This window comes from Caulobacter sp. GW821-FHT09B11 (assembly GCF_059418205.1).
The window spans coordinates 162,543-186,277 of record NZ_JBWKPK010000007.1 but is presented as its reverse complement, the minus strand read 5'-3'; the positions used below and the strand labels follow the sequence as shown (position 1 = coordinate 186,277).

The 23,735-nt window shown below is 66.6% G+C and carries 27 protein-coding genes and 1 pseudogene; 14 read left to right on the top strand and 14 right to left on the bottom strand.

Features of this window, described 5'->3' with window-relative positions:
- Positions 1-6 precede the first annotated feature (6 nt).
- The 3 genes from AC07N1_RS07525 to AC07N1_RS07515 all read right to left on the bottom strand — a co-directional run bounded on the left by AC07N1_RS07525 (position 7) and on the right by AC07N1_RS07515 (position 3,963).
- Positions 7-1,320 (bottom strand): CmpA/NrtA family ABC transporter substrate-binding protein, encoded by a 1,314-nt coding sequence (locus tag AC07N1_RS07525; RefSeq protein ID WP_494671225.1) that lies wholly within the window; start codon positions 1,318-1,320, stop codon positions 7-9.
- A gap of 14 nt (positions 1,321-1,334) precedes the next feature.
- Positions 1,335-2,723, bottom strand: a complete 1,389-nt coding sequence (locus tag AC07N1_RS07520) for an alginate export family protein (protein ID WP_494671224.1) — start codon at positions 2,721-2,723, stop codon at positions 1,335-1,337.
- Positions 2,724-3,327: 604 nt separating this feature from the next.
- The gene (locus AC07N1_RS07515; RefSeq protein WP_494671223.1) at positions 3,328-3,963 is read right to left on the bottom strand and encodes a TetR/AcrR family transcriptional regulator; all 636 of its coding nucleotides are present in this window, start codon (positions 3,961-3,963) and stop codon (positions 3,328-3,330) included.
- Between the two features lie 168 nt (positions 3,964-4,131).
- On the opposite strand from AC07N1_RS07515, the gene AC07N1_RS07510 reads away from it, so the two are divergent.
- Both AC07N1_RS07510 and AC07N1_RS07505 read left to right on the top strand, forming a co-directional pair.
- Positions 4,132-4,962, top strand: coding sequence for a glycosyltransferase (locus AC07N1_RS07510; protein ID WP_494671222.1), 831 nt, complete (start codon positions 4,132-4,134; stop codon positions 4,960-4,962).
- A gap of 57 nt (positions 4,963-5,019) precedes the next feature.
- Positions 5,020-5,817 (top strand): hypothetical protein, encoded by a 798-nt coding sequence (locus AC07N1_RS07505; protein ID WP_494671221.1) that lies wholly within the window; start codon positions 5,020-5,022, stop codon positions 5,815-5,817.
- Between the two features lie 14 nt (positions 5,818-5,831).
- Here the strand turns inward: AC07N1_RS07505 and AC07N1_RS07500 are convergent, their stop codons facing one another.
- Complete coding sequence (locus AC07N1_RS07500) at positions 5,832-6,059, bottom strand: DUF6471 domain-containing protein (RefSeq protein WP_494671220.1); 228 nt, start codon at positions 6,057-6,059, stop codon at positions 5,832-5,834.
- A gap of 110 nt (positions 6,060-6,169) precedes the next feature.
- Between AC07N1_RS07500 and AC07N1_RS07495 the strand changes: the two genes are divergently transcribed.
- Positions 6,170-7,138, top strand: coding sequence for an IS1595 family transposase (locus tag AC07N1_RS07495; protein WP_494671219.1), 969 nt, complete (start codon positions 6,170-6,172; stop codon positions 7,136-7,138).
- Positions 7,139-7,323: 185 nt separating this feature from the next.
- Positions 7,324-7,587: a hypothetical protein gene (locus AC07N1_RS07490; RefSeq protein ID WP_494671218.1), complete on the top strand. Its 264-nt coding sequence runs from the start codon at positions 7,324-7,326 to the stop codon at positions 7,585-7,587.
- A 1-nt stretch (position 7,588) separates the two neighbouring features.
- Here AC07N1_RS07490 and AC07N1_RS07485 read toward each other — a convergent pair whose 3' ends face one another.
- Positions 7,589-8,035, bottom strand: a complete 447-nt coding sequence (locus AC07N1_RS07485) for a hypothetical protein (protein ID WP_494671217.1) — start codon at positions 8,033-8,035, stop codon at positions 7,589-7,591.
- A gap of 42 nt (positions 8,036-8,077) precedes the next feature.
- Here AC07N1_RS07485 and AC07N1_RS07480 point away from each other — a divergent pair, with 42 nt between their 5' ends.
- From AC07N1_RS07480 to clpA, 5 genes are all read left to right on the top strand, one after another.
- Positions 8,078-8,707 (top strand): glycosyltransferase family 2 protein, encoded by a 630-nt coding sequence (locus tag AC07N1_RS07480; protein ID WP_494671237.1) that lies wholly within the window; start codon positions 8,078-8,080, stop codon positions 8,705-8,707.
- A gap of 17 nt (positions 8,708-8,724) precedes the next feature.
- Positions 8,725-9,636 carry an RsmD family RNA methyltransferase gene (locus AC07N1_RS07475; RefSeq protein WP_494671216.1) on the top strand — a complete coding sequence of 304 codons (912 nt, stop codon included), beginning with the start codon at positions 8,725-8,727 and terminating at the stop codon, positions 9,634-9,636.
- Between the two features lie 5 nt (positions 9,637-9,641).
- On the top strand, positions 9,642-10,433 hold the full coding sequence (locus tag AC07N1_RS07470) for a TrmH family RNA methyltransferase (protein WP_494671215.1): 792 nt from the start codon (positions 9,642-9,644) through the stop codon (positions 10,431-10,433).
- A 340-nt stretch (positions 10,434-10,773) separates the two neighbouring features.
- Positions 10,774-11,103, top strand: a complete 330-nt coding sequence (gene clpS / locus AC07N1_RS07465; protein WP_101715544.1) for an ATP-dependent Clp protease adapter ClpS — start codon at positions 10,774-10,776, stop codon at positions 11,101-11,103.
- An 11-nt stretch (positions 11,104-11,114) separates the two neighbouring features.
- Positions 11,115-13,448: an ATP-dependent Clp protease ATP-binding subunit ClpA gene (clpA, locus tag AC07N1_RS07460; RefSeq protein ID WP_494671214.1), complete on the top strand. Its 2,334-nt coding sequence runs from the start codon at positions 11,115-11,117 to the stop codon at positions 13,446-13,448.
- A gap of 51 nt (positions 13,449-13,499) precedes the next feature.
- Here clpA and AC07N1_RS07455 read toward each other — a convergent pair whose 3' ends face one another.
- A complete protein-coding gene (locus AC07N1_RS07455; protein ID WP_494671213.1) occupies positions 13,500-13,937 on the bottom strand; it encodes a BLUF domain-containing protein in 438 nt (145 codons plus the stop codon).
- A gap of 120 nt (positions 13,938-14,057) precedes the next feature.
- On the opposite strand from AC07N1_RS07455, the gene AC07N1_RS07450 reads away from it, so the two are divergent.
- Positions 14,058-14,366 carry a hypothetical protein gene (locus AC07N1_RS07450; protein WP_494671212.1) on the top strand — a complete coding sequence of 103 codons (309 nt, stop codon included), beginning with the start codon at positions 14,058-14,060 and terminating at the stop codon, positions 14,364-14,366.
- An 842-nt stretch (positions 14,367-15,208) separates the two neighbouring features.
- Here AC07N1_RS07450 and AC07N1_RS07445 read toward each other — a convergent pair.
- Positions 15,209-15,640, bottom strand: coding sequence for an HIT family protein (locus tag AC07N1_RS07445; protein WP_494594583.1), 432 nt, complete (start codon positions 15,638-15,640; stop codon positions 15,209-15,211).
- A 54-nt stretch (positions 15,641-15,694) separates the two neighbouring features.
- Here AC07N1_RS07445 and AC07N1_RS07440 point away from each other — a divergent pair, with 54 nt between their 5' ends.
- Positions 15,695-16,285: a DUF4287 domain-containing protein gene (locus tag AC07N1_RS07440; protein WP_494671211.1), complete on the top strand. Its 591-nt coding sequence runs from the start codon at positions 15,695-15,697 to the stop codon at positions 16,283-16,285.
- On the opposite strand, the gene AC07N1_RS07435 is transcribed toward AC07N1_RS07440, so the two are convergent.
- A complete protein-coding gene (locus AC07N1_RS07435; protein ID WP_494671210.1) occupies positions 16,282-16,836 on the bottom strand; it encodes a glycoside hydrolase family 19 protein in 555 nt (184 codons plus the stop codon). The genes AC07N1_RS07440 and AC07N1_RS07435 overlap by 4 nt on opposite strands.
- Positions 16,837-16,945: 109 nt before the next feature.
- Here AC07N1_RS07435 and AC07N1_RS07430 point away from each other — a divergent pair, with 109 nt between their 5' ends.
- Positions 16,946-17,431 carry a pyridoxamine 5'-phosphate oxidase family protein gene (locus AC07N1_RS07430; protein WP_494671209.1) on the top strand — a complete coding sequence of 162 codons (486 nt, stop codon included), beginning with the start codon at positions 16,946-16,948 and terminating at the stop codon, positions 17,429-17,431.
- A 3-nt stretch (positions 17,432-17,434) separates the two neighbouring features.
- Here the strand turns inward: AC07N1_RS07430 and AC07N1_RS07425 are convergent, their stop codons facing one another.
- The 4 genes from AC07N1_RS07425 to AC07N1_RS07410 form a co-directional block, all read right to left on the bottom strand.
- On the bottom strand, positions 17,435-18,595 hold the full coding sequence (locus tag AC07N1_RS07425; RefSeq protein ID WP_494671208.1) for a GNAT family N-acetyltransferase: 1,161 nt from the start codon (positions 18,593-18,595) through the stop codon (positions 17,435-17,437).
- Positions 18,592-19,365 (bottom strand): glycerophosphodiester phosphodiesterase, encoded by a 774-nt coding sequence (locus AC07N1_RS07420; protein WP_494671207.1) that lies wholly within the window; start codon positions 19,363-19,365, stop codon positions 18,592-18,594. Before AC07N1_RS07420 ends, AC07N1_RS07425 begins: the two co-directional genes overlap by 4 nt.
- Positions 19,365-19,823 (bottom strand): RidA family protein, encoded by a 459-nt coding sequence (locus tag AC07N1_RS07415; protein WP_494671206.1) that lies wholly within the window; start codon positions 19,821-19,823, stop codon positions 19,365-19,367. The genes AC07N1_RS07420 and AC07N1_RS07415 overlap by 1 nt, the downstream gene beginning before the upstream one ends.
- 185 nt (positions 19,824-20,008) lie before the next feature.
- Positions 20,009-20,443, bottom strand: a complete 435-nt coding sequence (locus tag AC07N1_RS07410; protein ID WP_494671205.1) for a phasin family protein — start codon at positions 20,441-20,443, stop codon at positions 20,009-20,011.
- A gap of 370 nt (positions 20,444-20,813) precedes the next feature.
- Here AC07N1_RS07410 and AC07N1_RS07405 point away from each other — a divergent pair, with 370 nt between their 5' ends.
- A complete protein-coding gene (locus tag AC07N1_RS07405) occupies positions 20,814-22,124 on the top strand; it encodes a D-alanyl-D-alanine carboxypeptidase family protein (protein WP_494671204.1) in 1,311 nt (436 codons plus the stop codon).
- 69 nt (positions 22,125-22,193) lie between these two features.
- Positions 22,194-22,310: pseudogene (locus tag AC07N1_RS07400) on the top strand (hypothetical protein); the annotation flags it as partial.
- Between the two features lie 9 nt (positions 22,311-22,319).
- Here AC07N1_RS07400 and AC07N1_RS07395 read toward each other — a convergent pair.
- Entirely contained in the window at positions 22,320-22,751 is a 432-nt protein-coding gene (locus AC07N1_RS07395; protein WP_494671203.1) for a J domain-containing protein, read from the bottom strand.
- 27 nt (positions 22,752-22,778) lie between these two features.
- On the bottom strand, positions 22,779-23,615 hold the full coding sequence (mipZ, locus tag AC07N1_RS07390) for a division plane-positioning ATPase MipZ (protein WP_110119014.1): 837 nt from the start codon (positions 23,613-23,615) through the stop codon (positions 22,779-22,781).
- Positions 23,616-23,735 lie beyond the last annotated feature (120 nt).

Here is a 23,735-nt window from a genome sequence, read left to right as displayed (position 1 = left end):
CCTTTCTCAGGCGAGCTTCTTGATGGGCTGGCTGGCGAGATACGCGCCCGGATTGGCCGGGTCGAACACCTTGCCGTCGAAGAACTTTTCGGGGCCGCGGCTGTCGCCGGCAGGGCCGGTCTGGCCGATGCTCTTGGCCGCCGCGCGCCAGATGTCCGAGCGGTTGACCTTGTTGACCAGGGCCTGCTTGTTGGTGTTCTGCGGGATCACGCCCCAGCGGATGTTCTCGGTCACGAACCAAAGGTCGTGCGACTTGAACGGGAAGCTGGCGTTGTCGGCCCAGAACTTCATGACGTGCGGCGAGCCGGTGACCTTGCGGCCGTCGCCGTAGTCGATGACGCCCTGCTGGCGGGGCAGGATGTCGCCCATCGGCACGTTGATGTACTGCCGGCCCGAGACGATCGAGCACATGGCCGCCTTGTTGGCCTGCTTGTCGCACCACATCTGGGCTTCCAGCACGGCGGCGGTCAGGGCCTGGGCGGCGCGCGGATACTTGTCCACCCAGTCGGCCCGCATGCCCAGCGCCTTCTCCGGATGGTTCATCCAGATCTCGCTGGTGGTCGTGGCGGTGTAGCCGATCTTCTGGTTGACGGTCTGGCCGTTCCACGGCTCGCCCACGCAGAAGGCGTCCTGGGTGCCGGCCTTGAGGTTGGCCACCATCTGCGGCGGCGGGATCACGATGGTCGAGACGTCGATGTCGGGATTGATGCCCGCCGCGGCCAGCCAGTAGCGAACCCACAGGTCGTGGGTGCCGCCCCGGAAGGTCATGGCGATCTTGGCGATGTTCCCCGCCGCCTTCAGCTGGGCGAACTTGGCCTTGGCCCCGCCGGCCTGCAGCCCGACCTTCACGGCCTTCAGGTCGTTGCCGACCGAGATCGCCTGGCCGTTGGTGTTGAGCCTGGCCAGCACGTACATCGGCAGCGGCTTGCCGCCGGTCTGGACGCCCAGGCTGAACTGCAGCGGCATGGGCGACAGGATGTGCGCCCCGTCGATGCCGCCGCCGCCCGAGCCGAGCACCAGGTTGTCGCGAGTGGCGGCCCACGAGGCCTGCTTGACCACCTCGATATCGGGCAGGCCGTGCTTGGCGAAGAAGCCGCGCTCCTTGGCGATGATCAGCGGCGATGAGTCGGTCAGGGCGATGAAGCCCAGCCGCGCCTTGGCCGTTTCCGGGCCCGCGCCGGCGGCGTGGGCCCCGGCCGGGAAGGCGGCCTTGACGGCGGCCAGGGTGGCGGCGGCCCCGATCAGGGCGGTGCGGCGGGAGACGCCCAGAGAAGCGCTTTGGGAAACACCCTGAAGGGCGGTCTTGTCGGTCTTGGTCATGATCGAGATCCGTCTCAGAGCTTGTATTCGAGGGTGAACCAGGCCTTCGACCGCGAGGCCGGCGGGGCCAGGGTCCCGGCCGGCACGGTCGTTTCGCGCTGGAAGTCGGCGTACTTCAGCTGCACCGAAAGCTTGGGCGTGATCGCTGCGGTGACCTGCACGTTCCACTCGTGGCCGAGGTCGGCGCCGGTGCGCTGGTCGTTGAAGTCGTGGTAGCGGACCACGACGTCGCTGTTGAAGAAGTAGGTCCGCTTGAAGCGCGGCTTGACGTTGAGGCTGAGGTTCAGGTCCTCCAGCCCGTCGGCGAAGCCCTTGTTGCCGCCGCCCGTGACGAAGGCGTCCGACCAGCCGTTGAAGGCGTGGGCGGTGGCCAGCGGCGTGGTGAACCCGCGCGTACCGTTCCCTTCCAGCGACTCGTAGGAGAGCTTCAGCGTGTAGATGTCGAACGTGCCGGCCACGTCGCCGCCGACATAGTCGAGGTCATAGGCCGCCGTGTTGCCGTGATAGTCGCTCTGGCGGGCGAAGGTCGCGTTGTAGGCCAGCTGGTACAGCCCGACCCAGGTCTTGCCCGACGCCTTGCCGCCCTTGGTGATCGACGAGTTGATCGCCGAATTGCCGAAGTCCAGCGCGTAGACGAAGCCCTGCAGGCGCAGCGCCTCGGCCGGCGACCAGGTGACGTTCAGCAGGTGGCTGTCGCTGTCCCAGTCGCGCAGCTCGCCCAGCACCCGGTTGACGTGGTTGATGTAGGCGTAGGTCCCCTTCACCCGGCCCAGGGCGAAGTCGGTACGCACGCCGTCGAAGGTCTGCTCGTCCTGGCGCCAGGCGACGGCGCCGACGAAGCGCTGGTCGTCGAGAAGGATGCGCTGGCGGCCGGCAGTGACCTGCAGAGCGGCGCTGGGCGTCCAGGTCACCTGGGCGCGGTTCAGCTCGGTGACGTCGGGATCGTTGACGATCGGGTAGCGGGCCTTGTCGGCGCCGTTCAGCGGCGGCGTGGTCGCGCCCGGCACGTTGACGGCGTAGTGCTCCTCGCCGATCTGGCGGACGTCCTCGAACTCGATCAGGCCCTTGAGGCCATGGAACTCGGCGGTCTCCCAGCCCAGGCGGGTGCGGACGGTGAAGGCCGAGGCCTTTTCGGCCAGGTTGGCCTGGTCGACGCCCTCGTAGCGGGCGCGGACCTCCAGGATCACCTTGCCGGCCGCGACCTGGTCGCTGAACGTCGGCGGCGGCGCGGGCGGAGGCGGCGGCTCGGCCGGCTCCGGCGCGGGCTCCGCAACCGTTTCCGGCGCGGCTTCCGTGGTCGCCGGCTGTTCCGGAGCCGCTGTCGTCTGGGCGCAAGTTCCCGTCGCCCACAGCAGCGCCGCGAGCCCAGCGCCGAGCGTGAGCCCGGCCCTCTTCGTGTTCATGCCTCTTCCCCTCAGGCCAAAAAAAAACGTCCGGCGAGGGCGTGAGCCCCCTCCGGACGTCGTTGTCCAAAACAGTCGCCGACCCCGTCGTCGGCGTAGGTCCTTCAAGGACCCTCGCGGGACGTCGTTGCCCCGCGTGTCGTCATCAGGGACGCACCACGTCGGGACGCCGACAATCTGAAAACCGGCGTTATCGACCATTTCGCGGGTGCGGCGCCCGTTTCTGCGCAGCAGCACGGCGCCCAAAGCTTGGGCGGCGCCCGGAAAGCGGGCGCCAACCTCCCCTCACGGATGATGACCGGCAGGGACTCGCCTCCGCCAATCCCTGGCGACGCAAGGCTTTGAAGGCATCTGGTTACCGGAAGGGAGAGATGGAGTCGTGCCGACGCTGGCGCGCTTCAGACCCCAATTCGCCCTCCCCTCCCCTCGTCATCCCGGGCGCAGGGCCGCGAAGCGGACCGTAGACCCGGGACCCAGTGGACTGGGAGCGGCGGTCAGGCTCTAGCTGATGGCTGTCGCCAACGCCATGCGGCGGCCCCTGGGTCCCGGCTCTCCGCTTCGCTGCGGCCGGGATGACGATCAGAGGGAGCGCGGAAAGGAAGCCCTACTCCGCGATCAGCCCGTGCAGCACCCCGTCGAGCGTGACCTGCATCAGCTCCTCGTGCGGCGACCAGTTGCGGCTGGGCTTGGTGATGACTAGCGAGACGATGCCGTGGCAGGCCGCCCACAGCACTTGGGCGGCGCTCTCGGCGGTGCCGGTCTTCAGCCGGCCGGCGGCGGCGATCTCGCGGATCGGACCGCTGAACTCGTCGAAGCAGGCGTCGCCGAGGTCGGACACGGCCTGCTGCTTCTCCACCGAGATCGCCTCGCTCGAGCCGCAGAACACCAGCTGGTAGGTGTTGGGATTGTCCAGGGCGAAGCGCATGTAGGCGTCGAGCATGCGCCGCACCTTCTCGACCGCGTCGACCGGCTCTTGCGACAGGGCGACGTTGATGGCCAGCAGCTGCTCGATGGCCTCGCGGCCGATCTCCAGCAGGATCTGGTCCTTGTCGCGGAAGTGCATGTAGAGCGCGGTCGAGGACACGCCCACGGCGTCGGCGATCTTGCGGATCGTCGCCCCGGCGTAGCCCTCGGCGATGAAGATCTTCTCGGCGGCGGCCAGGATCTCGCCCCGGCGCATGTGCCCGTCGCCCTTGGGCTTGCGGGCGGACCTGGGCGGCTTCTTCAACGCGACGGTCACGATACGGTACTTCCTCCCTCTTCCCCGATCTGACAGTAAACGGGAATCACCCAGGGCCGACAAGCACGCCGCACCTTTTACGCAGAACGCGTATTTTTCTGTTTGACACTTTATGGTTGAGTTAATCGAGTCGTTCCCGCCGAACAGGCCTGGTTTCGGGGGAACGACATGGCGCGCGAAGACCGGCGGCTGCACGTCGAGGAGCAGGACCATCACGTCCTTGCCGATCCCCCGCTCGTCGCGCCCCTGCCGCTCGCCGACGGCGCCCATCGCCGGCTGAGCCCCGGCCAGGGGGTCGTTCTGGTCCTGATCGCCGTCGCCCTGGCCGCGAGCGCGGTGCTGGCGCCGAAGATCACGCTGGCCGCGCTCGGCTGGACGGGCCTGGCGCTCTTCGCCCTCCTGGCCTCGCTGCGGCTCATGGCGGCCTGCACCCCGCCACGGCGGATCCCAGCTGCGCCCCTGCCCGACGCAGACCTGCCCGCCTATACGGTGATCGCCCCGCTCTACAAGGAAGCCTCGGTCGCCGCCGAGCTGGCGGCCGGCCTCGACCGCCTGGACTATCCGCGCGACCGCCTCCAGGCCCTGATCGTGCTGGAGGCCGACGACGTCGAGACCATCGCCGCCTTCCACGCCCTGGACCTGCCGGCCTTCATCCAGGTGCTGGTCGTCCCGCCCGGCGCGCCCAAGACCAAGCCCCGCGCCTGCAACCACGCCCTGGAGCGCGCCCGCGGCGAACTGCTGGTGATCTACGACGCCGAGGACGCGCCCGACGCCGGCCAGTTGCGCGAAGCCGCCGCCCGCTTCGCCGCCGGTCCGCCCGATCTGGCCTGTCTTCAGGCCCCGCTTCGCATCGAGATCCCGACCGTCTCCGGGTTCCTGCCCCGCCAGTTCCAACAGGAATACGCCGCCCATTTCGAGGTGCTGCTGCCGGCCCTGGCCCGCTGGCGGCTGGCCTTTCCCCTGGGCGGCACCAGCAATCACTTCCGCGGTATTATGTAGCAAACACACCTACGGGTTTGGTGCTGCTGATGCCGGGTCTCGATAAGGAGACCTGAAGTGATTTCCAAATTTATTTGGATATTAGCCCTAGTTCATTTCAATTTTACGGGTTGGCTCTTCCACCCTGCAGCTAGTTATTTCGTAGGCGGTTGGGCAGGGAATTCCATTTCCGGAAAAAACTCGATTTTCATCTGGATCTGGCCAAGTGAAAGTAGGAAGAAGATTGAAAGACTGAGTGGATTCCCAGGTATTTTTATTTGCACCAACGACATTTATATACGTAATGGTAACGCAGACAGATTGTTTTTTCGTCCTAAGCTGCTCAATGGTAAATTGTTGTCGCGTAGATTTATAAACATCACCAGAAAGCACAACTATTCCGCCTTCTATATTTTTCCCAGAAGAGTCGGATATTATTTTTGCTGGCAACTTGCCAACATTTTTCCAAGTGCAAACTACGTGAACACCCACGGATCTGTGCCCAGCGCCATGGAAAGAGACTTCGGCGGGGACAATTATGGGGCGAACGTCGGTCTCATAGACCGAGGTGGCTATTCCGTTAGCGCGGCGGGCTTCACGCAGAGCCCATATTACGCCAACGGAACCGATCGCGCCGACCATAGCCGAAACCATGGCCCAGAATGCCGCATCACGAGCGGCGTCTGCGGAGTTCCACTGGGCGCAAAGTTCGGAATCACGATCATTGCTTCTTGGTGGGCATGGCCGCTCCTTTTCGTGGGGCTTGATGCTCTCACGCTGCGACCTCGCAATATCCGCAAGGGATTGCTCAATCTGCTTCAAGTCGGCTGCTTGTGGGGCTGCACCTTTTTCGCTTGGTTTTGGGGTGGCTTCTGAGCCGCCGGACAAGGCTACTCCAGTCGCAACACAGAGCAGCCAATCGCGCGCATTACCGCGAATAGAAACCATGCTGGAAACGCCCCTCGGTTGATCTTGACGGTCACCGAGGCTTCCGTTTCTGGCAACCCCATTTCGGTCAGGCGTTTAGCCAGCTCCGCGTAGCCGACGCCGGCGCGCTTCAGCTCGGCCTTGATGTGGCGCTTCGCCAGTGTCGCCCATTCTTCGCTCGTACCGGCCATGCCGAAACCTCACACATTCAGACTGAAACCCATCATATCTGTTCGTTTTGCTCTTGCCAAATGGGAAGGAAAACCTATCATATTCGTTAGGTAACAAACGGATATGAACGGTGGCTCAACACTTTCTCCTCTCGGCAGCGGCCCGCACCCTCTCGCTGGTGAAGGTCATGCGTATGTCGGAAAACGAGGCGTTCGCCACGTTCCAGGCCATCCGCTGGGATGACAACGACGGCGAGCCCTACTGTGGCAAGTGCGGCTGCACGGCGGTATACACCTTCAAGGCGCGCCGCATCTTCAAGTGCAAGGGTTGCGAGTCGCAGTTCTCGGTCACGAGCGGCACGATCTTCGCCAGCCGGAAACTCGCCGTGCGCGACATCCTGGCGGCCATCGCCATCTTCACCAACGGCGCGAAGGGCCACAGCGCGCTCCAACTGAGCCGCGACCTGGACGTCCAGTACAAGACGGCCTTCGTCCTGGCGCACAAGATCCGCGAAGCCCTCACCAAGTCGCGCGAGGGCTTCCCCCTGGACGGCACGGTCGAGGTCGATGGCGCGTACTTTGGCGGCTATGTGAAGCCGGCCAACGAGCGCATCCACCGCGCGGACCGCCGCCGCTACGAGAGTCAGTCCGGTAAGCGCCAGGTCGTCGTCGTGCTCCGCGAGCGCGGTGGTCGCACGCTGCCGTTCGTCTGCAAGCGGGAAGCTGAAGGCGTCGCCTTGGCGAACGCCAACATCGCGCCCGGCTCTATCGTCCATGCTGACGAAGCTGGGCACTGGGATCGACTGTCCTCTCGCTTTACGACCCGCCGCATCAACCACAGCGAGGCCTACTCACTGGACGGCGCTTGCACCAACTGGGCCGAGAGCTTTTTCAGCCGCATCCGTCGCGCCGAGTCCGGGATGCACCATCGGATCTCGGGCCAGTACCTCGCGGCTTACGCTGGCGAAATGGCCTGGCGCGAGGACTTCCGCCGCATGAGCAACGGCGTCCAGTTCGCCAAGATCATCGACGCCACCATTTCCGCGCCGGTCTCTCGGCAGTGGAAGGGCTATTGGCAGCGCGTCGCCCAGGCTGCATAAGCGTTGGGTTGTCCCGATGTTTGGTCACTGACGGATGATGCGCTGTTGCGCGTGAACACAGGTCCGCTCTGTCGGGCGGCCTGCTCAATAAAATACCCTCGGGGAATAGGCAGGACGTGCCTTCCCTGTGTTCGCGCGTGACCAACCGTCCCGGCTCCAGCCGGGCTGCGGACACAGGGGACGTCATGCTCAAAGTCGTAGGCTGGGCCGCGCTGGGCCTAGTAGCCTTTTTAGTGGTTGCGATCGTATCGGGGCCATCCCCGGACGCAGTCAGCAAGAAATGTCGCACCACAGTTGCTACCGCTGCCGTCGATGTCGATGGTTGGCGCGAGATACACAAGCGCTGTACCGACCAAGAACAGCAAGCACTGCTTCGGGATTTCAAGGAACGCGGTCTCGGCACCGAAGATATTGACCGCAGTCGCGCGGCCATGGGCCTTACGCAGTAGCTTATTCGGCCAACCGCCAAACATACTCGCCGCTGATCTTATCGGACGTCCGGGCCACGATCCCGGCGTCCGACATGAGGCGTAGGGCCTTTCCCATGCGCTTGACGATGTCGGTCAACATGCGCCGATCCAGCACAGCCTTTCCCTCTTCTCGGGCCAGCGTCTCAGCCATCTGACGCGAGGTGCGAGGACCGTGCTCCTCGAGCTGGGCAATCAGGTATTGGCGCAGCTCGCCCCGATAGAACAGGACAACGCGGGGAACGCGGGCGGTGAGTTGAACATCGCCGCTGTAGCCCAGCGTCTCGAGCGTCCTGTCCAGGGCGTCTATGTCGTTCGCCAAGTTCGCCTGCCGCTCCCGTATGACGGCCAGCTCCTCCAGCATTTCCCCGCGGCGGGTCAGAAGGGCCGATATCGCGTGCGCGTAGGTGTCGGTGCGAGCAGGTTTCATCCCCTAAATTTATGAAAAGACACGCTTTCAGGTCACTGAGCCATCAGGTGTGTTTGCTACATAATACCGCACTTCCGCGTCGAGGCCCTGCACGCCGTCGGCGGCTGGGACGCCTTCAATGTCACGGAAGACGCCGACGTCGGTTTTCGCCTCGCCGCCGCCGGCTACGGCCTGGACGTCATCGCCCCGCCGACGCTGGAGACCGCCCCGACCAGCTGGAAGGCCTGGCGGCCGCAGCGGGCCCGCTGGATCAAGGGCCACCTTCAGACCCTGCTGGTCCATCTGCGCGGTCCCGCCGTTCGCCGGCCGCGCGTGGCGCTGGCCCTCTTCCTGACGCTGGCCCTGTCTCTGGCCTCGACGCACCTGCACGCGCCGATCTTCGCGGGCGTGATCCTGATGCTGCTGCTCGACCTGCTGCCCGACGGCCAGGCCGCGATCGACGGCGCGGGCCTGGTGCTCTTCTTCTATGCGTGGTGCGCGTCGGCCATCGCCGCGATCGTCGGCCGCCGGCGCGCGGGCGGCCGCGCCAAGTGGCTGGACCTGCTGGGCCTGCCCCTGATCTGGCTGGCGCAGGGCTGGGCCGGCTGCCATGCGCTGGTCCAGTTCGTCCTGCGTCCGCACCACTGGGACAAGACCCCGCATGCGCCTCGGGCTGGACGGCCCTTGGGCTGAGCGCGTATGGCGTGGCCATGCATCCGACCATCGCCGCCTCTCCCATCGTCATGCGCACCGCCGGCTGGGCCGACTACGCCCTGCTCGACAGCGGGCGCGGCAAGAAGCTGGAGCGCTACGGCCGTTACACCGTCGTGCGCCCCGAGCCGCAGTGCTTCTGGGAGCCGCGCCTGCCCGCCCAGGCCTGGGACGAGGCCGACGCCGTGTTCGATCCGTCCGACGAGGACGAGGCCGGCCGCTGGCGCTTCCACGGCAAGCCGATCGAGAAGTTCGACCTGGCCTGGGGCGAAGCGAAGTTCCACGGCCAGTTCACGCCGTTCCGCCACCTGGCCTTTTTCCCCGAGCAGGCCGCCAACTGGGCCTGGCAGGACGAGCGCGTGCGCGCCTTCGTCAAGGCTCGCGGCCGACAGCCGAAGATCCTCAACCTGTTCGGCTACACCGGCGTGGCCAGCCTGGTCTGCGCCGCCGCCGGAGCGCACGTCACCCACGTCGACGCCTCCAAGAAGTCGGTCGGCTTCGCGCGCGAGAACGCCGCCTTCGCCGGCCTGGCCGAAAAGCCGATCCGCTGGATCGTCGAGGACGCCCGCCGCTTCGTCGCCCGCGAGGTCCGTCGCGGCAACACCTATGACGGCGTCATCCTGGATCCGCCGAAGTTCGGCCGCGGCCCCGACGGCGAGGTCTGGCGCCTGTTCGAGGACCTGCCGGCCCTGACCGCCGACTGCGCCCAGCTGCTGGCCGAAGACGCCGACTTCCTGCTGATGAACGCTTACGCAGCGAGGGTCTCGGGCGCGGCCATGTCGGGCCTGCTGGCCCAGGCGCTGGAAGGCCGGGCCGGCGTCATCGACTGGGGCGAGCTGTCCCTCGTGGAAGACAAGGGCGACCGCCAGATCGGCCTGTCCTTCTTCGCCCGCTGGTCGTCGGAGGCTTAAGAGACATGAGCGTCAAGACCGTCACCTCCCTGACCAACGCCACGGTCAAGGCCGTCCGCGCCCTGCACATGCGCAAGGAGCGCGAGGACAGCGGCCTGTTCCTGGCAGAGGGCCTGAAGATCGTCATCGAGGCCATCGACTGCGGCCACGCGCCGAAGATCCTGATGTACGGCCCCGACGCCGCCGATCACCCGATGCTGCAGAAGGCCGCCAAGGCCTGCGCCGCCGCCGGCGGCGAAGTCATCGAGGTCAACCGCGAGATCCTCGAGAAGGTCTCGCGCCGCGACAATCCGCAAGCGGTCGTCGGCGTCTTCAAGCAGGTCTACACGCCGCTGTCGGCGATCGTGCCGCAGAGCGCCGACTGCTGGGTGGCCCTGCAGGCCGTCCGCGATCCGGGCAATCTGGGCACCATCATCCGCACGGCCGACGCGGCCGGCGCCGGCGGCGTCATCCTGGTCGGCGACTGCGTCGATCCCTATTCCGTCGAAGGCGTGCGGGCGACCATGGGCTCGGTCTTCGCCGTGAAGATCGCCAAGGCCAGCGTGCAGGAGTTCCTGGCCTGGCGCGAAGACTGGCCCGGCAGCGTGGTCGGCACCCTGCTGACCGCCACCGTCGACCACAAGAGCGCCGACTACGTGAAGCCGTCGCTGATCCTGATGGGCAACGAGCAGCAGGGCCTGCCGCCCGAACTGGCCGCCGCCTGCGACGTCAACGTCAAGATCCCCATGCGCGGCCGCGCCGACAGCCTGAACCTGTCGGTGGCCACCGGGATCATGATCTACACGGTGACGGGCTAGCCGCTTCGCGGCCCCCTCCGGCCCTCCGGGCCACCTCCCCCAGAGGGGGAGGATCCACGCCGCGCAGATGCTCCCCCTCTGGGGGAGCTGTCGGCGAAGCCGACTGAGGGGGCCGCGAAGCGGACACGCCCCCTTGCGCGACACCACGCCGCACACCATTTCCCCGCCTCGCCGCGGGAACGCTCGGGCCACCTTCGCCGCTCTCCCAAACGTGAAGCCGATTTCGACGGCGCCCCTGTGTTAAAGCGGCGCAGTCGGGGGGCGGCCTCTTCCAAAGCCGCCGCTTTTCCATATCTAATTCATGAAGGCGGGTGATTTGCCCGCCGGGAGAAAGCGGTCGATGGCCGAGCGAAAGCAAGGCGGACAAAATAACGGCGCGGGCTCTTCGGTCGTCACGGAAGTGAAGCCGAAGACGCAGAAGCCCTCGTTGTATCGCGTACTGATCCTGAACGACGACTACACCCCTATGGAATTCGTCGTTTACGTGCTCGAACGGTTCTTCAATAAATCGCGCGAAGACGCGACTAGGATTATGTTGCACGTTCACCAGAACGGCGTCGGGGTTTGCGGCGTTTTCACATACGAAGTCGCCGAAACCAAGGTCGCTCAGGTGATCGACTCAGCTCGCAGACATCAGCACCCGCTGCAGTGCACCATGGAAAAGGATTGAGGAGCCTCCCCTTGCCCTCTTTTTCGCGTCCTCTCGAAGAATCCCTCCACCGCGCGGTGGCTTACGCCAACCAGCGAAAGCACGAATACGCCACGCTCGAACACCTGCTGCTGTCGCTCACCGACGATGACGATGCGGCCGGGGTCATGCGAGCCTGCGACGTAGACCTGACCGCTCTGAAGAAGAGCCTGGTCAATTATCTCGACGTCGAGCTCTCGTCCCTGGTGGTCGACGACGAAGAAGACGCCAAGCCCACGGCGGGCTTCCAGCGCGTCATCCAGCGCGCCGTCATCCACGTCCAGTCGTCCGGCCGCGAGGAAGTCACCGGGGCCAACGTCCTGGTCGCCATCTTCTCCGAACGCGAGAGCCATGCCGCCTACTTCCTGCAGGAGCAGGACATGACGCGGTACGACGCGGTGAACTTCATCGCCCACGGCATCGCCAAGAAGGCCGGCGCTTCCGAGCCCAAGGCCGCCAAGGGCGCGACCGCGGTCGAGGAAGACCAGGAAAAGCCCAACACCAAGACCGGCGGCGAGGCCCTCGAGGCCTACTGCGTCGACCTCAACGAAAAGGCCCGCCAGGGCAAGGTCGACCCGCTGATCGGCCGCGCGAACGAAGTGGAACGCGCGATCCAGATCCTGTGCCGCCGCACCAAGAACAACCCGCTGCTCGTCGGCGACCCCGGCGTCGGCAAGACCGCCATCGCCGAAGGCCTGGCGCGCAAGATCATCACCCACCAGGTCCCCGAAGTCCTGGCGGAAGCCACCATCTACTCGCTCGACATGGGCGCGCTGCTGGCCGGCACCCGCTATCGCGGCGACTTCGAGGAACGCGTCAAGCAGGTGGTCAAGGAACTCGAGAACCACCCCAACGCGGTGCTGTTCATCGACGAGATCCACACCGTCATCGGCGCCGGCGCCACCAGCGGCGGGGCCATGGACGCCTCCAACCTGCTGAAGCCGGCCCTGGCTTCGGGCACCCTGCGCTGCATGGGCTCGACCACCTACAAGGAGTTCCGTCAGCACTTCGAGAAGGATCGGGCCCTGGTCCGTCGCTTCCAGAAGATCGACGTCAACGAGCCGACGGTGGAAGACACCATCAAGATCCTCAAGGGCCTGAAGACCTACTACGAGGACTTCCACAAGCTGAAGTACACCGCCGAGGCCCTGAAGGTCGCGGTGGAGCTGTCGGCCAAGTACATCACCGACCGCAAGCTGCCCGACAAGGCGATCGACGTGATCGACGAGGCGGGCGCGGGCCAGATGCTGCTGCCGGAAAGCCGCCGCAAGAAGACCATCGGCGTCAAGGAGATCGAGGCCGTCGTCGCCAAGATCGCCCGCATCCCGCCCAAATCGGTCAGCAAGTCGGACACCGAGGCCCTCAAGGAACTCGAGATCGACCTGAAGCGCGCCGTGTTCGGCCAGGACGAAGCCCTGCAGCAGCTGTCCTCGGCCATGAAGCTGGCGCGTGCGGGCCTGCGCGATCCGAACAAGCCGATCGGCTGCTACCTGTTCAGCGGCCCGACCGGCGTCGGCAAGACCGAAGCCGCCAAGCAGCTGGCCTCGACGCTCGGCATCGAGATGATCCGCTTCGACATGTCGGAGTACATGGAGCGCCATACCGTGAGCCGCCTGATCGGCGCCCCTCCCGGCTATGTCGGCTACGACCAGGGCGGCCAACTGACCGACGCCGTCGATCAGCACCCGCACGCGGTCGTCCTGCTCGACGAGATCGAGAAGGCCCACAGCGACATCTACAACATCCTGTTGCAGGTCATGGACCACGGCACCCTGACCGACTCCAACGGCAAGAAGGTCGACTTCCGCAACGTGGTCCTGATCATGACCACCAACGCGGGCGCCTCCGACGCCCAGCGGCAGTCGATCGGTTTCGGCCGCTCCAAGGTCGAAGGCGAGGAAGAGGCCGCCCTCAAGCGCCTGTTCACGCCGGAGTTCCGCAACCGCCTGGACGCGACGGTGGCCTTCAAGCCGCTGACGCCGGAGATCATCCGCCAGGTCGTGCAGAAGTTCGCGATGCAGCTGGAGGCGCAACTCGCCGACCGCAACATCACGATCGAACTCTCCGACGACGCCGCCGACTGGCTGGCCAAGAACGGCTTCGACGAGCTCTACGGCGCTCGTCCGCTGGCCCGGGTCATCCAGGAGCACATCAAGAAGCCGCTAGCCGACGACATCCTGTTCGGCCGCCTGATCCGCGGGGGCCACGTCAAGGTGGTGCTCGAGAACGGCAAGATCGGCTTCGAGATCGAAAGCGCCTCGGAAGGCAAGTCCGGCAAGTCGCCCTCCGACGAAGGAGAGGCCGAGGAGCCCGCCCTGGCCGAATAAGGCTTGGGACTTGAATACGGAAAAGGCCCGGAGCGATCCGGGCCTTTTTCTTTAGCGCAGGTGGCGTGCGCCCAGCAGGGTCAGCAGCCGTAGCGCTCGCTCCTCGTCGAGGCCGGCGGGCGTGAAGTGCTCCAGCCCCACCTCGGACAGGGCCGAAGCGTCCTCGGCCTCCAGCCGGCGCTGGCCCATGTTCCAGTCGCGGAACAGACGGCGCTCGGCGGGGCCGTCGGCGATCAGCGCGATCTCGTCATGGCGCGGGTCGCGGCCGATGCGCGCGAAGGCCTCGGCGACGGTCTGGCCCGGCCCCTCCAGCACCTGCAGGAACCGTCCCTCCCCCGCCGCCAGGAAGCCGGTGATGTCGTCGACGCGGTTGTTCTGGATCGACCTGGCGACTACGGCGCGGAGGGTTTCGTCCAGCTGCTCGGGATGCGCGGCCCGGCTTGCATAGACCAGGCGATAGAGGCCGCGCCGGGCCAGGGGATCGGTCATTCACGCTCCTTCCACGGCCCAAGCTTGGCCTGAGCGGATAGAAGGCGCGAGGTCGCCAAAAGGTTCTCGCCTCAAGCGCAAGCTGTAGGAAAAACGAGAACAAACGCGTAGCGTGAGGAGATGAGCACCATCCCTTTCGACACCCTGAGCGCTTCGAAGCGCCTGCGCGAAGCAGGGGTCGCCGAAGGTACGGCCGAGGCGATCGTGGAACTGATCCAGCAGACGACGATGCTTCCCGACATCTCAGAATTGGCGACGCGCTCGGAGTTGCAGGCCGTGAAGGCGGAGCTGAAAAGCGACATCGCCCTCACCGAGGCCCGCATCCGCGCCGACCTCAGCGAGAAGATCCGCCTTCAGGGCTGGGCGCTGCTAGGCGGCATGGCGGTGCTGGTGTCGATCTCCACCGCCCTGATCAAGTTGCTTCCCTAGAGCCGCCCGAGCCCCGACGGCGAGGAGCGTATGCGTCATGGAAGGTTGAAGGGTGACGGCGCCTGCAATCTCCCTCCGTAAATCCCCGCGAAAGCGCAGCCGGCTGATCCCTCTCCCCTTGCGGGAGAGGGTGGCCCCGCGGAGCGGGGTCGGGTGAGGGGTCTCTCAGAAATCAAAGCTGCGTATGGCGTAGGCCGGGCGGGGCGTCTCAAGTCTGAGAGACCCCTTCATCCGTCGGCCTTCGGCCGCCACCTTCTCCCGCAAGGGGAGAAGGATCGGGGACGGGGATAGAGCGCCCTCGATCCCCGGCGACCGCGCCCGAGACCCCAACCAATCCAATGCCTTGCAACTTTCTCAGCGTTCTGGATCAGACGCGCTCAAAACGCCCGCACAATGGACCCCGTCCCGTCGCAGGGAGAGGGCGCAAGGATCCGGCCCGAAGCGTGCGACGGCGATGCGATCGAGCGGGGCCGCCGGAACTGCGTGAGCAGGGCCGGGCTAGGCTTAAATGAGGATGGGGGACGTAAACCCATCCATCGGGAGCTTGCCTGATTGGCTCCCGCCCGTCCAAGGGTTCGCTCCGGCGCCTTCTGTCTGCACGCGATGGCTAGCGAAGCTCACAGCCCGGTTCCGGGGAAGGCACACGCCGAAGGGGGTGAAGGGCGGAAAAGGCCCGCGCGCCCCGGCCTGAGGTCAAACGATCGCGCGGGGCGTCAGAGCTTCGTCGAAACGGTATTCAAATCACAGCATCCGGGCGTGGCCCGGACGCCCCGCGCCCTCTCCGATCAACTCGTCAGCGAAAGCGCGAGGATGCGAAGCCGTGTCGCGGCTTCCTCGTCGACCTAGAGCGCCGCGGCGATCTTCGCGGCCAGGGCCTTCAGCTCTTCGGCGTCGGCCATGCCCTCGCCATGACGGCCCAGCGCCTGGCCCTCGTAGCGGGGAATGACGTGGAAATGCAGGTGGAACACCGTCTGGCCGGCCGGAGCGCCGTTGAACTGGGTGACGACCACGCCGTCTGGCTTCAGGGCCTGCGTCACCGCCCGGGTCGCCTTCTGCACGGCGCCGATCAGCCGCCCCAGGGTCTTGGGCTCGGCCTCCAGCACGTTGCGCGCCTTCGAGGTCTTGGAGATCACCAGCAGATGGCCCGGCGACTGGGGGAAGGCGTCCATGAAGGCCAGGACCTCGTCGTCCTCGAACACCTTCACGCTCGGGATCTCGCCGCGAACGATCTTGGCGAAGATGTTGTCCGGGTCGTAGGTTCCGTGAAGGCTCATGACCGTCTCCATTGCGTGGGACAGGTCCTAGCAAACCAGGGAGGGGGCGCAAGCGTGGGCAAGACCGACGAGACCGGACAGGGCCTGACCGACCGCCAGAAGAAGTGGTTCGCCTCGGTCCAGGCCAGCCTCGAGCGCGACACCGGCAAGACCCTCGCGCAATGGGTCGAGATCGTTCGCCGCGACTGCACGGAGACCAGGCCCAAGGCCCGCGTCGACTGGTTGAAGGCCAATTACGGCCTGGGCGTCAATCGCTGCGCCCACATCCTGGGCGAGGCCTTCCCGTCGGAACTGGGCTGGGACGACGCCGGCGGCCTGCGCGCGGCGCTGTGGACCAACCCGGCCTCGACGGCGATCCTGGAGGCGATCGAGGCGGCCGTGGCCGACTTCCCGGGCCTCGTCACCGGCCAGCGCAAGGGCTTCACCGCCTGGTCCGGCAAGGTGCAGTTCGCCGCCGCCAGGCCGCTCAAGGGCGGGACGGTGTCGCTGGGCCTCGCGGTGACGCCCGACGCCTCCCCTCGCCTGTCGCCGCCGAAGAACGAGGGCTGGTCCGAGCGGCTGAAGGCCAAGCTCGCCCTGACCGCCCCGGCCGAGATCGACGAGGAGGTCAGGACATTGCTGCGCGCCGCCTACGAGCGCTCCTAGTTGGTGTAGCTGATCGCCGCGTAGAACGACTGCGCCTGGCCGGCGATCAGGGCCGCCTTGTCCTTGCCGTTGATGATCTTGCGCGCGCCCACCCAGTCTTCGGTCGTGGCGTTGAAATAGGTCGCAAAGCCCACGCCGGTGAACAGCCCCTGCTGCATGCCCACGAACATGATCGGCACCGCGTTGGCCAGTTGCAGCGCGAGGTCGGGGGTCTTCACCAGGTCGACGCCGACCTTCTGGCTCATGGTCTGGTAGTTGTTCAGCCAGGTCAGCTGCACCAGCCCGCGCCCGTAATAGATCTGATTGAACGGACCGGCGGGCTGGCCGTACGGCTTGCCCTTGCCTTTGCCGTACTCGGCGATCGGGCCGAACGTCGTGTCCGTCTCGTGGAAGGCCGTGCCCAGGGCGTAGGCCAGCCAGCGATCGTCCTCATTGGCCAGCTTGGCGTCCCAGTAGTCCAGCACCGCCGTCAGCCCATCCACCTGCGACTGCTTCAGCTTGCCGCCGAACAGGTGGGTGCGCACGAAGTTGAAGAAGAAGGTCCGGTTCATGTCAGCTCGCCCCTTGTGAGAAGAGCACAGAAACACAGCCTTAAGGGGAGTCAACGTCTCGGAACATCCGATGCTTGCCGGCCGTTGCACCGACGGAGGAGGACACGCCATGTCCAAGGAAGCCGATCTCACCGCCCGGTTCTGGAAGGCCCTCAAGACCGATCGCACCGTCATGCTGGGTTTGCCGGACGTCGAAGGCGGTCATAGCCAGCCGATGACGGTGCTGTTCGAGGGCGACCACAGCGGCCCCCTGTGGATCTTCACCTCGGCCGACAGCGACCTCGTCGCCGCCCTGCCCCACGAGCGCGACGCGGTGATGCACTTCTCGTCCAAGGGCCACGACCTGTTCGCCCTGATCGACGGCCATCTGCGGATCGACACCGACTTCGCCACCGTCGAGCGCCTCTGGAACCCGTTCATTGCCGCCTGGTTCGACGGCATGGACGACCCCAAGCTCCGGCTGCTGCGCTTCGAGCCCGAGCACGCCCGCATCTGGCTGAACGAAAACAGCCTGTTCGCCGGCGTGCGCCTGATGCTCGGCCGCGATCCCAAGCGCGACTACCGCGACAAGGTCGCCGAGGTCAGCCTGCACTAGGTCTCAGCGCGCCTCGCGGAACGGCGAATACTCCTCGGTGAGCATCGCCATGTCTTCCGTCACGGCCTCGCGTTCGCGCTCCAGATAGCGCGCCACAGGCTCGCGCAGGGCCGGGTCGGCGATCCAGTGCGCTGAGTAGACCGCGCTGGGCAGGTAGCCGCGGGCGATCTTGTGCTGTCCCTGGGCGCCGGCTTCGACGCGCGGCAGGCCCAGCCGGATCGCGTGCTCGATGGCCTGGTAGTAGCAGAGCTCGAAGTGCAGGAACGGCACGTCCTCGGTGCAGCCCCAGTGGCGGCCGTAGAGGCAGTCGCGGCCGATCAGGTTCAGGGCTCCCGCGATCCACGGCCCGCCCGGTCGCCGCGCCAGGATCAGCAGCACCTTGTCGGCCATCCGCTCGTTCAGCAGCGAGAAGAACCGCCGGTTCAGATAGGGCCTGCCCCACTTGCGGCCGCCGGTGTCCATGTAGAAGCCGAAGAAGGCGTCCCAGTGCTCCGGCTTCAACTCGTCGCCGGTCAGGGCCACGATCTCCAGCCCGTCTTGGGCGTCGCGCCGCTCGCGGCGGATGGTCTTGCGGCGGTTCGACGACAGGGCCGCCAGGAAGTCGTCGAAGGTCGCGTAGCCGGCGTTTTCCCAGTGATACTGCTGGTCCTGCCGGCGCAGCAGGCCGCGATCGCCCATCCAGTCCCACTCGTCGGCTGTCGGGAAGGTCACGTGCAGCGACGAAGCCTTCAGGCGATCGCACAGGGTCAGGGCCCCGCCCAGCAGGGCCGAACGCGCCTCGTCGGGATCGATACCCGGCCGCGCGATCAGCCGCGGCCCCGTCACCGGCGAGAACGGCGCCGAGCACTGGAGCTTGGGATAGTAGTCGCCCCCCGCCCGCTCGTAGGCGTCGGCCCAGGCGTGGTCGAAGACGTATTCGCCCTGGCTGTGGTTCTTCAGATAGAGCGGCATCACCCCGGCGATGGCGCCGTCGACGTCGGCGACGCTGACGTGATGCGGCGCCCAGCCGGTGCGATCGCTGGCGCAGCCGCTCTCTTCGAGGATGTCGAGGAAGTCGAAACTGACGAAGGGATCGCCGGACGAACCGGCGCAGGCGTCCCAGGCCTCCCGGCCGATATCGGCGATGCGGCGGTGGATGCGCACCTCCGCCTTAAGCGAACTCACGCCGTGAAGCCCTCGAAGATCAGGTTGTCGCAATGGTCGGAGACGGCGTCCCACTGTTCCTGGGAGCGCACCGTCCAGGCGATGATCGGCATGCCCTTGGACCGGAAGACATCGGCGCGCGCGCTGGGCAGCATGTCGAGGCCCAGCGCCAGGAAATCCGGCCGCGCCAGCTCCACCTGCTCCAGCGCCGCCAGCGACTTGCGCAGTTCCGGCGCCAGCTTGCGGGCGGCCTCGTCGTTCCAACCGTAGGAATCCAGGCCCCGCAGGATCTGCGGATGATGGTCGGCAAACCAGGCGTGCGAATAGGGATTGAAGCCGATCACCGCGATCGGGCCGTTATGGTCGATCAGGATCTCGGAGACCTTCTTTTCCAGTTCCCCCACTTCGCCGAACGGGGTCTTCAGCTCGATATAGACCATGGCCCGGTGACCGATCACCGCCAGAGCGTCGGCCAGGGTCGGGATGGTCTCGTCGCTGCCCGACAGCTTCAGCGCGCCCAGCTCGGCGGCGGTATGGTCGCGCAGACGCCCCTCGACGCCGGTCAGGCGCTCCAGGCGATCGTCGTGGAAGACCACCGCCTGGCCGTCGGCCGTCAGTTGCACGTCCAGCTCGATGGCGTAGTCCTTGGCGCAGGCGGCCTGGAAGGCGGCCAGGGAGTTCTCCGGCGCGCCGCCAGGCGTCCACAGTCCGCGATGGGCCACGGGCGGATCGAACAGGCGCTCCCACGCCTCGCCGAACACCTCGGTCCCGGGTCGCGGACGGGCGCGCATCAGAAGACCTCCACCACGGCGTCGACCTCGACGGCGAAGCCCAGCGGCAGCTTGTAGACGCCGACGGCCGAGCGGGCGTGGCGGCCAGCGTCGCCGAACACCTCGACCATCAGGTCCGAGGCGCCGTTGATCACCTTGGGAATGTCGATGAAGTCCGGGCCGGCCTGCACGAAGCCGCCCAGCTTGACGATGCGGGCCACCTTGTCGAGGTCGCCGGTCGCGGCCTTGATCTGGGCCAGCAGGTTGATCCCGCACAGGCGGGCGGCCTTCTGGGCGGTCTCCAGGTCGACGTCGACCCCGACCGTGCCCTTGACGCCGCCCGAGGCGTCCAGCGAGATCTGGCCGGAGATGTGGACGAGATTGCCCGACCGCACGAACGGCACGTAGTTGGCCACCGGCGCCACCGGTTCCGGCAGCGTGATCCCCAGACCCGCCAGACGCTCTTCCACCTTCGACATTCAAACGCTCCCTTACCGAGTGCGCATGCTTAGCAAGGGGAAGCCTTCGCACAAGAAAAAAGGCCCGGACGCACCGTCCGGGCCAAGGGCGCAAGAAAAAAGGCCCGAACCGCGAGGTCCGAGCCTGAAGGCTGGGTAGACTTGCGGAACGGCCCGCAAGCGGGGCCGTTCCGAATTGGGTTTGGTTAGCGAGCGGCCTGGAACTTCTCGACCGTGGCGGTGACGCGCTCGTTCAGCGGCTTCACCGAGTCCTTGATCGAGGCCGAGACGATCTCCGAGGCCTTGCTGACCTGGGCGATGTAGGCTTCCAGGGCCGACTTGGCCCAGGCGGTCTGCAGCTCGACGGCTTCCTGCACGCTCTTGGCCGAGGCCAGGGCCTTGGCGGCGGCGACTTGATCCTCGGCGGCCTTCTTCGAGTAGGCGAAGGCTTCGGCGCCCAGGGCTTCGGCGCCCTTGGTCGCGGCGGTCACCGAGGCGACGACGGCTTCGAGGTTCTTCTTCGAATGGACATTGGCCTCGGCCAAGGCGGCGAGCGACTTGTCGACGCCGTCCTTGAACGCTTGGTTGGAGGCGGTGGAGTATTGCTCGACGGTGCTCTTCAGGGTCTCGGTGACGGCCATGGGGAGGGCTCCTGGGCAGGTGGCGGGGCACGGGTTCGAGCGGCGGAGGAAGGATACGTTCCGCGGCCCTGCCCCATGCGTTGGGACGACATGGTTTTCTCATGTTGCAGTGCAGCAGTCAAACGTTTTTGTGCAGCGCACCATAACCTAGGGTGAAGCTGCTCCGTGCGCTGAGTTCCCGCTTGGCGCGAACGCGACGCGGCGATGAACCAACGGAGGCGAAGCGTTGCCGCAACGCCCAAGTTTTATCTCATTCTGCGGCGAAATCGCTCACCAGTTGTTTACTTTGGCGTAAGGCGACAACGCGCATGCTAGGTTCACGCGTGTGGCGGTGCGGAACCGCTCAGTTCAAATGACGGACGTTTGTCGCATGTTCGCCAAGCTTAACTCCGCCCGTAGCCTCCTCGTCGCCGTCGGCTTCGCCGCGGCCGCGCTGGTCGGCGTCGCTGCTCCCACCGTCGCTTCGGCCCAGATCCCGTACCTGCAGCTCAACGCCGCGGAACCCAAGTACGCGGCCATCGTGATCGACGCCAATTCGGGCGAAGTCCTTTACGACAAGCGCGCCGACAGCCCCCGCTATCCGGCGTCGGTCACCAAGGTGATGACGCTGTACCTCACCTTCGAGGCGCTCAGCGAAGGCCGCCTGAAGCTGACCGACCGCGTGCCGATCTCGCCGCGCGCCGCCGCCCAGGCCCCGACCAAGATGGGCCTGCGTCCCGGCGACAGCCTCAGCGTCGACGAGGCGATTCGCGCCATGGCCGTGAAGTCGGCCAACGACATCGCCACCGCCATGGCCGAGAAGCTGGCCGGCAGCGAAAGCCGCTTCGCCGCCCTGATGACCCTGCGCGGTCAGGAACTGGGCATGCGCAACAGCCGCTTCGTCAACGCCTCGGGCCTGCCCGACAGCCGCCAGATCAGCACGGCCCGCGACCTGGCCATCCTGTCGCGCGCCACCATGCGCGACTTCCCGCAGTACTATTCCTACTTCAGCCTCAAGGGCTTCGAGTTCCGCGGCAACTACGTGCGCGGCCACAACCGCCTGCTCAACAGCATGGACGGCTTCGACGGCCTGAAGACCGGCTACACCAATGCGTCCGGTTACAATCTCGCCGGCTCGGCCGTGCGCGACGGCCGCCGCCTGATCGCCGTGGTCCTGGGCGGCTCCTCGACCGCCTGGCGCGACAACAACATGGAAGACCTGCTGACCACGGGCTTCGACGTGCTCAAGCGCCGCTCGCACGGCGAGCGCACCACCATCGCCGCCAACCTCTATGAAGACGAGCCGACCGGCCCGATCATGCGCCCCTCCTCCGAAGAGGGCGACGGCGACCAGGCCGGCCTGAAGATCGTCCTGACCGACAATCCCAAGCCCGCTCCGGTGAAGGTCTCCCCCACCCTCAAGGCCGCCAAGGACGCCGCCAAGCCGGCGCCGAAGAAGGCCAAGGGCGAGTGGAGCGTCCAGGTCGGCGCCTTCCAGTCCAAGAGCCTGGCCAACAAGCAGCTGGGCCTGGTGCGCGACCGCTTCGCCAAGGCCGTAGCCGACGCCGAGGGGGCCGTGGTCGGCGCCGCCGGCGGCGCCTTCCGCGCCCAGTTCCAGGGCATGACCGCCGAGGCCGCCCGCGCCGCCTGCTCGGCGATCACGGCCAAGCGCCAGCCCTGCATGGTCATCGCCCCGCGCTGATCCTCGGCCTGGAGCCAGAAACAGGAAAGCCGGCGACCTCGCGGTCGCCGGCTTTTTCTTTGGCAGTGCGTGATCCTCGTCCTTCGACAGGCTCAGGATGAGGATCATGGCAGGCTCTCAGATGAGACCCGTTTCAGATCAGCGGCGCTGGAAAAACCTCACCCTGAGCTTGTCGAAGGACGAGGTTTTCGCCCCTCACCGCCCCTTGAGCAACCGATCCCGCGCCGCGTTGAGCTGCGCCGCCAGCCCCGCCGTGCCGCCCTTGTCGGGATGGGCCAGGCGGATCAGCCGGGCATAGGCGGCCTGGATCTCGTCGGCGCCGGCCTGGGGGCCGACGCCCAGGATCGAACGCGCCTCGCTAGCCGACAGGTCGGCCTTGCGCGGCTCGGCCGCCTTGCGGATCGCCGGCCGCTGGCGGGCCGAGGTAGCGCACCACAGGCCCAGAACGCACAGCGCCAGGGTCGCCGGCCACTGGCTGCGCACGCCGGCATAGGCCGCCGCGGCGAAGGCCGCGGCCGAGGCCACGCCCGCGCCGACGCGCCAGCCCTCGCCGGCCAGCAGCGGCTTGCGCTTGCCCCACAGCAGCCAGGCGACGACCACGCCGCCGAGGATCAGATAGAAGAGCATCAGCGGACCCGTCGCCGCCCCAATGGCTTACTGGGCGGCGAGCAGAGTTTCGCCCGAGAACGCCGCCAGGCCAAGCGAGTGCATCAACGCCCGCAGTTCCTGGCGCGCGGCCAGGTGCTGCAGCGACACCGGCACCGGGCGCACCTGGGTCGACAGGTCGGCGATGGTCAGGCCGAACGGGAACAGTTCGCGATAGATCACGCGGTCGCGCAGGCCGGGACCCATGCGGAAGCCGACCCGCTTGGCCAGGGCCGTCAGGCGGTCTTCCAGGCGCTTGCGGTTACGAGCCTCGGTGGTGGCCAGGCGATTGCGCAGCACCACCCAGTCCAGCGGCTGGCGCTGGCCGGCCATGGCGCGGGCCTTGCGGGCCTCCCACACCGTCTGGGAATAGAGGCTGGGCTTCTGCAGCTCCATGGTCACCGGGTCGACGTGGCCCAGCATGTCGAAGTCGACGAAGCTGTCGTTCATCGGGGTGACGATCAGGTCGGCCAGGCCGTGGGCCATGCGCGTGATCTGGGTGTCGCCGCCGGGGGTGTCGATCAGTACGAAGTCGGCCACCTCGCGCGCGGCCAGGAACGCCTTCTCGAACGCCGCCACCTGCTCGGCCTCGGACGCCGCCGCCAGGGCGATGTCGTTGTCGCTGAGACGGAAGGTCTGCGGCATCGGCAGCTTGATGTCGTTGCCGGCCAGCCAGGCCACGCGGTTCTCGCAGAACCGCATGCTGGTGCACTGGCGCAGGTCCAGGTCCATGATCGCGACCCGGGCGCCGCCGTACAGCAGCGACGTCATCAGGTGCATGGCGATGGTCGACTTGCCGGCGCCGCCCTTTTCGTTGCCGACGACGATCACGCGCGTTTCGGCCATTGGCTTAATCCTTCGTTCCGCCCGACTCGGCGAATCTAACCAAAATCTTAACGCGCATGAAGCGCCCTGCACGCCATCAGCGTCAATCTTGTGGCGCCCGGCGTCCACAGACTCCGTGTC

What these genes read in the sequence shown, in the direction of transcription:
- AC07N1_RS07485 (WP_494671217.1), bottom strand. Translation starts at nt 8,035, where the DNA reads ATGAAACCTGCTCGCACCGACACCTACGCGCACGCGATATCGGCCCTT.
- AC07N1_RS07395 (WP_494671203.1), bottom strand. Translation starts at nt 22,751, where the DNA reads ATGCTCTTCTATCTGATCCTCGGCGGCGTGGTCGTCGCCTGGCTGCTG.
- AC07N1_RS07520 (WP_494671224.1), bottom strand. Translation starts at nt 2,723, where the DNA reads ATGAACACGAAGAGGGCCGGGCTCACGCTCGGCGCTGGGCTCGCGGCG.
- AC07N1_RS07475 (WP_494671216.1), top strand. Translation starts at nt 8,725, where the DNA reads ATGCATCCGACCATCGCCGCCTCTCCCATCGTCATGCGCACCGCCGGC.
- mipZ (WP_110119014.1), bottom strand. Translation starts at nt 23,615, where the DNA reads ATGGCCGAAACGCGCGTGATCGTCGTCGGCAACGAAAAGGGCGGCGCC.
- AC07N1_RS07445 (WP_494594583.1), bottom strand. Translation starts at nt 15,640, where the DNA reads ATGAGCCTTCACGGAACCTACGACCCGGACAACATCTTCGCCAAGATC.
- clpS (WP_101715544.1), top strand. Translation starts at nt 10,774, where the DNA reads ATGGCCGAGCGAAAGCAAGGCGGACAAAATAACGGCGCGGGCTCTTCG.
- AC07N1_RS07510 (WP_494671222.1), top strand. Translation starts at nt 4,132, where the DNA reads ATGGCGCGCGAAGACCGGCGGCTGCACGTCGAGGAGCAGGACCATCAC.
- AC07N1_RS07525 (WP_494671225.1), bottom strand. Translation starts at nt 1,320, where the DNA reads ATGACCAAGACCGACAAGACCGCCCTTCAGGGTGTTTCCCAAAGCGCT.
- AC07N1_RS07430 (WP_494671209.1), top strand. Translation starts at nt 16,946, where the DNA reads ATGTCCAAGGAAGCCGATCTCACCGCCCGGTTCTGGAAGGCCCTCAAG.
- AC07N1_RS07435 (WP_494671210.1), bottom strand. Translation starts at nt 16,836, where the DNA reads ATGAACCGGACCTTCTTCTTCAACTTCGTGCGCACCCACCTGTTCGGC.
- AC07N1_RS07490 (WP_494671218.1), top strand. Translation starts at nt 7,324, where the DNA reads ATGCTCAAAGTCGTAGGCTGGGCCGCGCTGGGCCTAGTAGCCTTTTTA.
- AC07N1_RS07410 (WP_494671205.1), bottom strand. Translation starts at nt 20,443, where the DNA reads ATGGCCGTCACCGAGACCCTGAAGAGCACCGTCGAGCAATACTCCACC.
- AC07N1_RS07450 (WP_494671212.1), top strand. Translation starts at nt 14,058, where the DNA reads ATGAGCACCATCCCTTTCGACACCCTGAGCGCTTCGAAGCGCCTGCGC.
- AC07N1_RS07470 (WP_494671215.1), top strand. Translation starts at nt 9,642, where the DNA reads ATGAGCGTCAAGACCGTCACCTCCCTGACCAACGCCACGGTCAAGGCC.
- AC07N1_RS07420 (WP_494671207.1), bottom strand. Translation starts at nt 19,365, where the DNA reads ATGCGCGCCCGTCCGCGACCCGGGACCGAGGTGTTCGGCGAGGCGTGG.
- AC07N1_RS07405 (WP_494671204.1), top strand. Translation starts at nt 20,814, where the DNA reads ATGTTCGCCAAGCTTAACTCCGCCCGTAGCCTCCTCGTCGCCGTCGGC.
- AC07N1_RS07415 (WP_494671206.1), bottom strand. Translation starts at nt 19,823, where the DNA reads ATGTCGAAGGTGGAAGAGCGTCTGGCGGGTCTGGGGATCACGCTGCCG.
- AC07N1_RS07500 (WP_494671220.1), bottom strand. Translation starts at nt 6,059, where the DNA reads ATGGCCGGTACGAGCGAAGAATGGGCGACACTGGCGAAGCGCCACATC.
- AC07N1_RS07455 (WP_494671213.1), bottom strand. Translation starts at nt 13,937, where the DNA reads ATGACCGATCCCCTGGCCCGGCGCGGCCTCTATCGCCTGGTCTATGCA.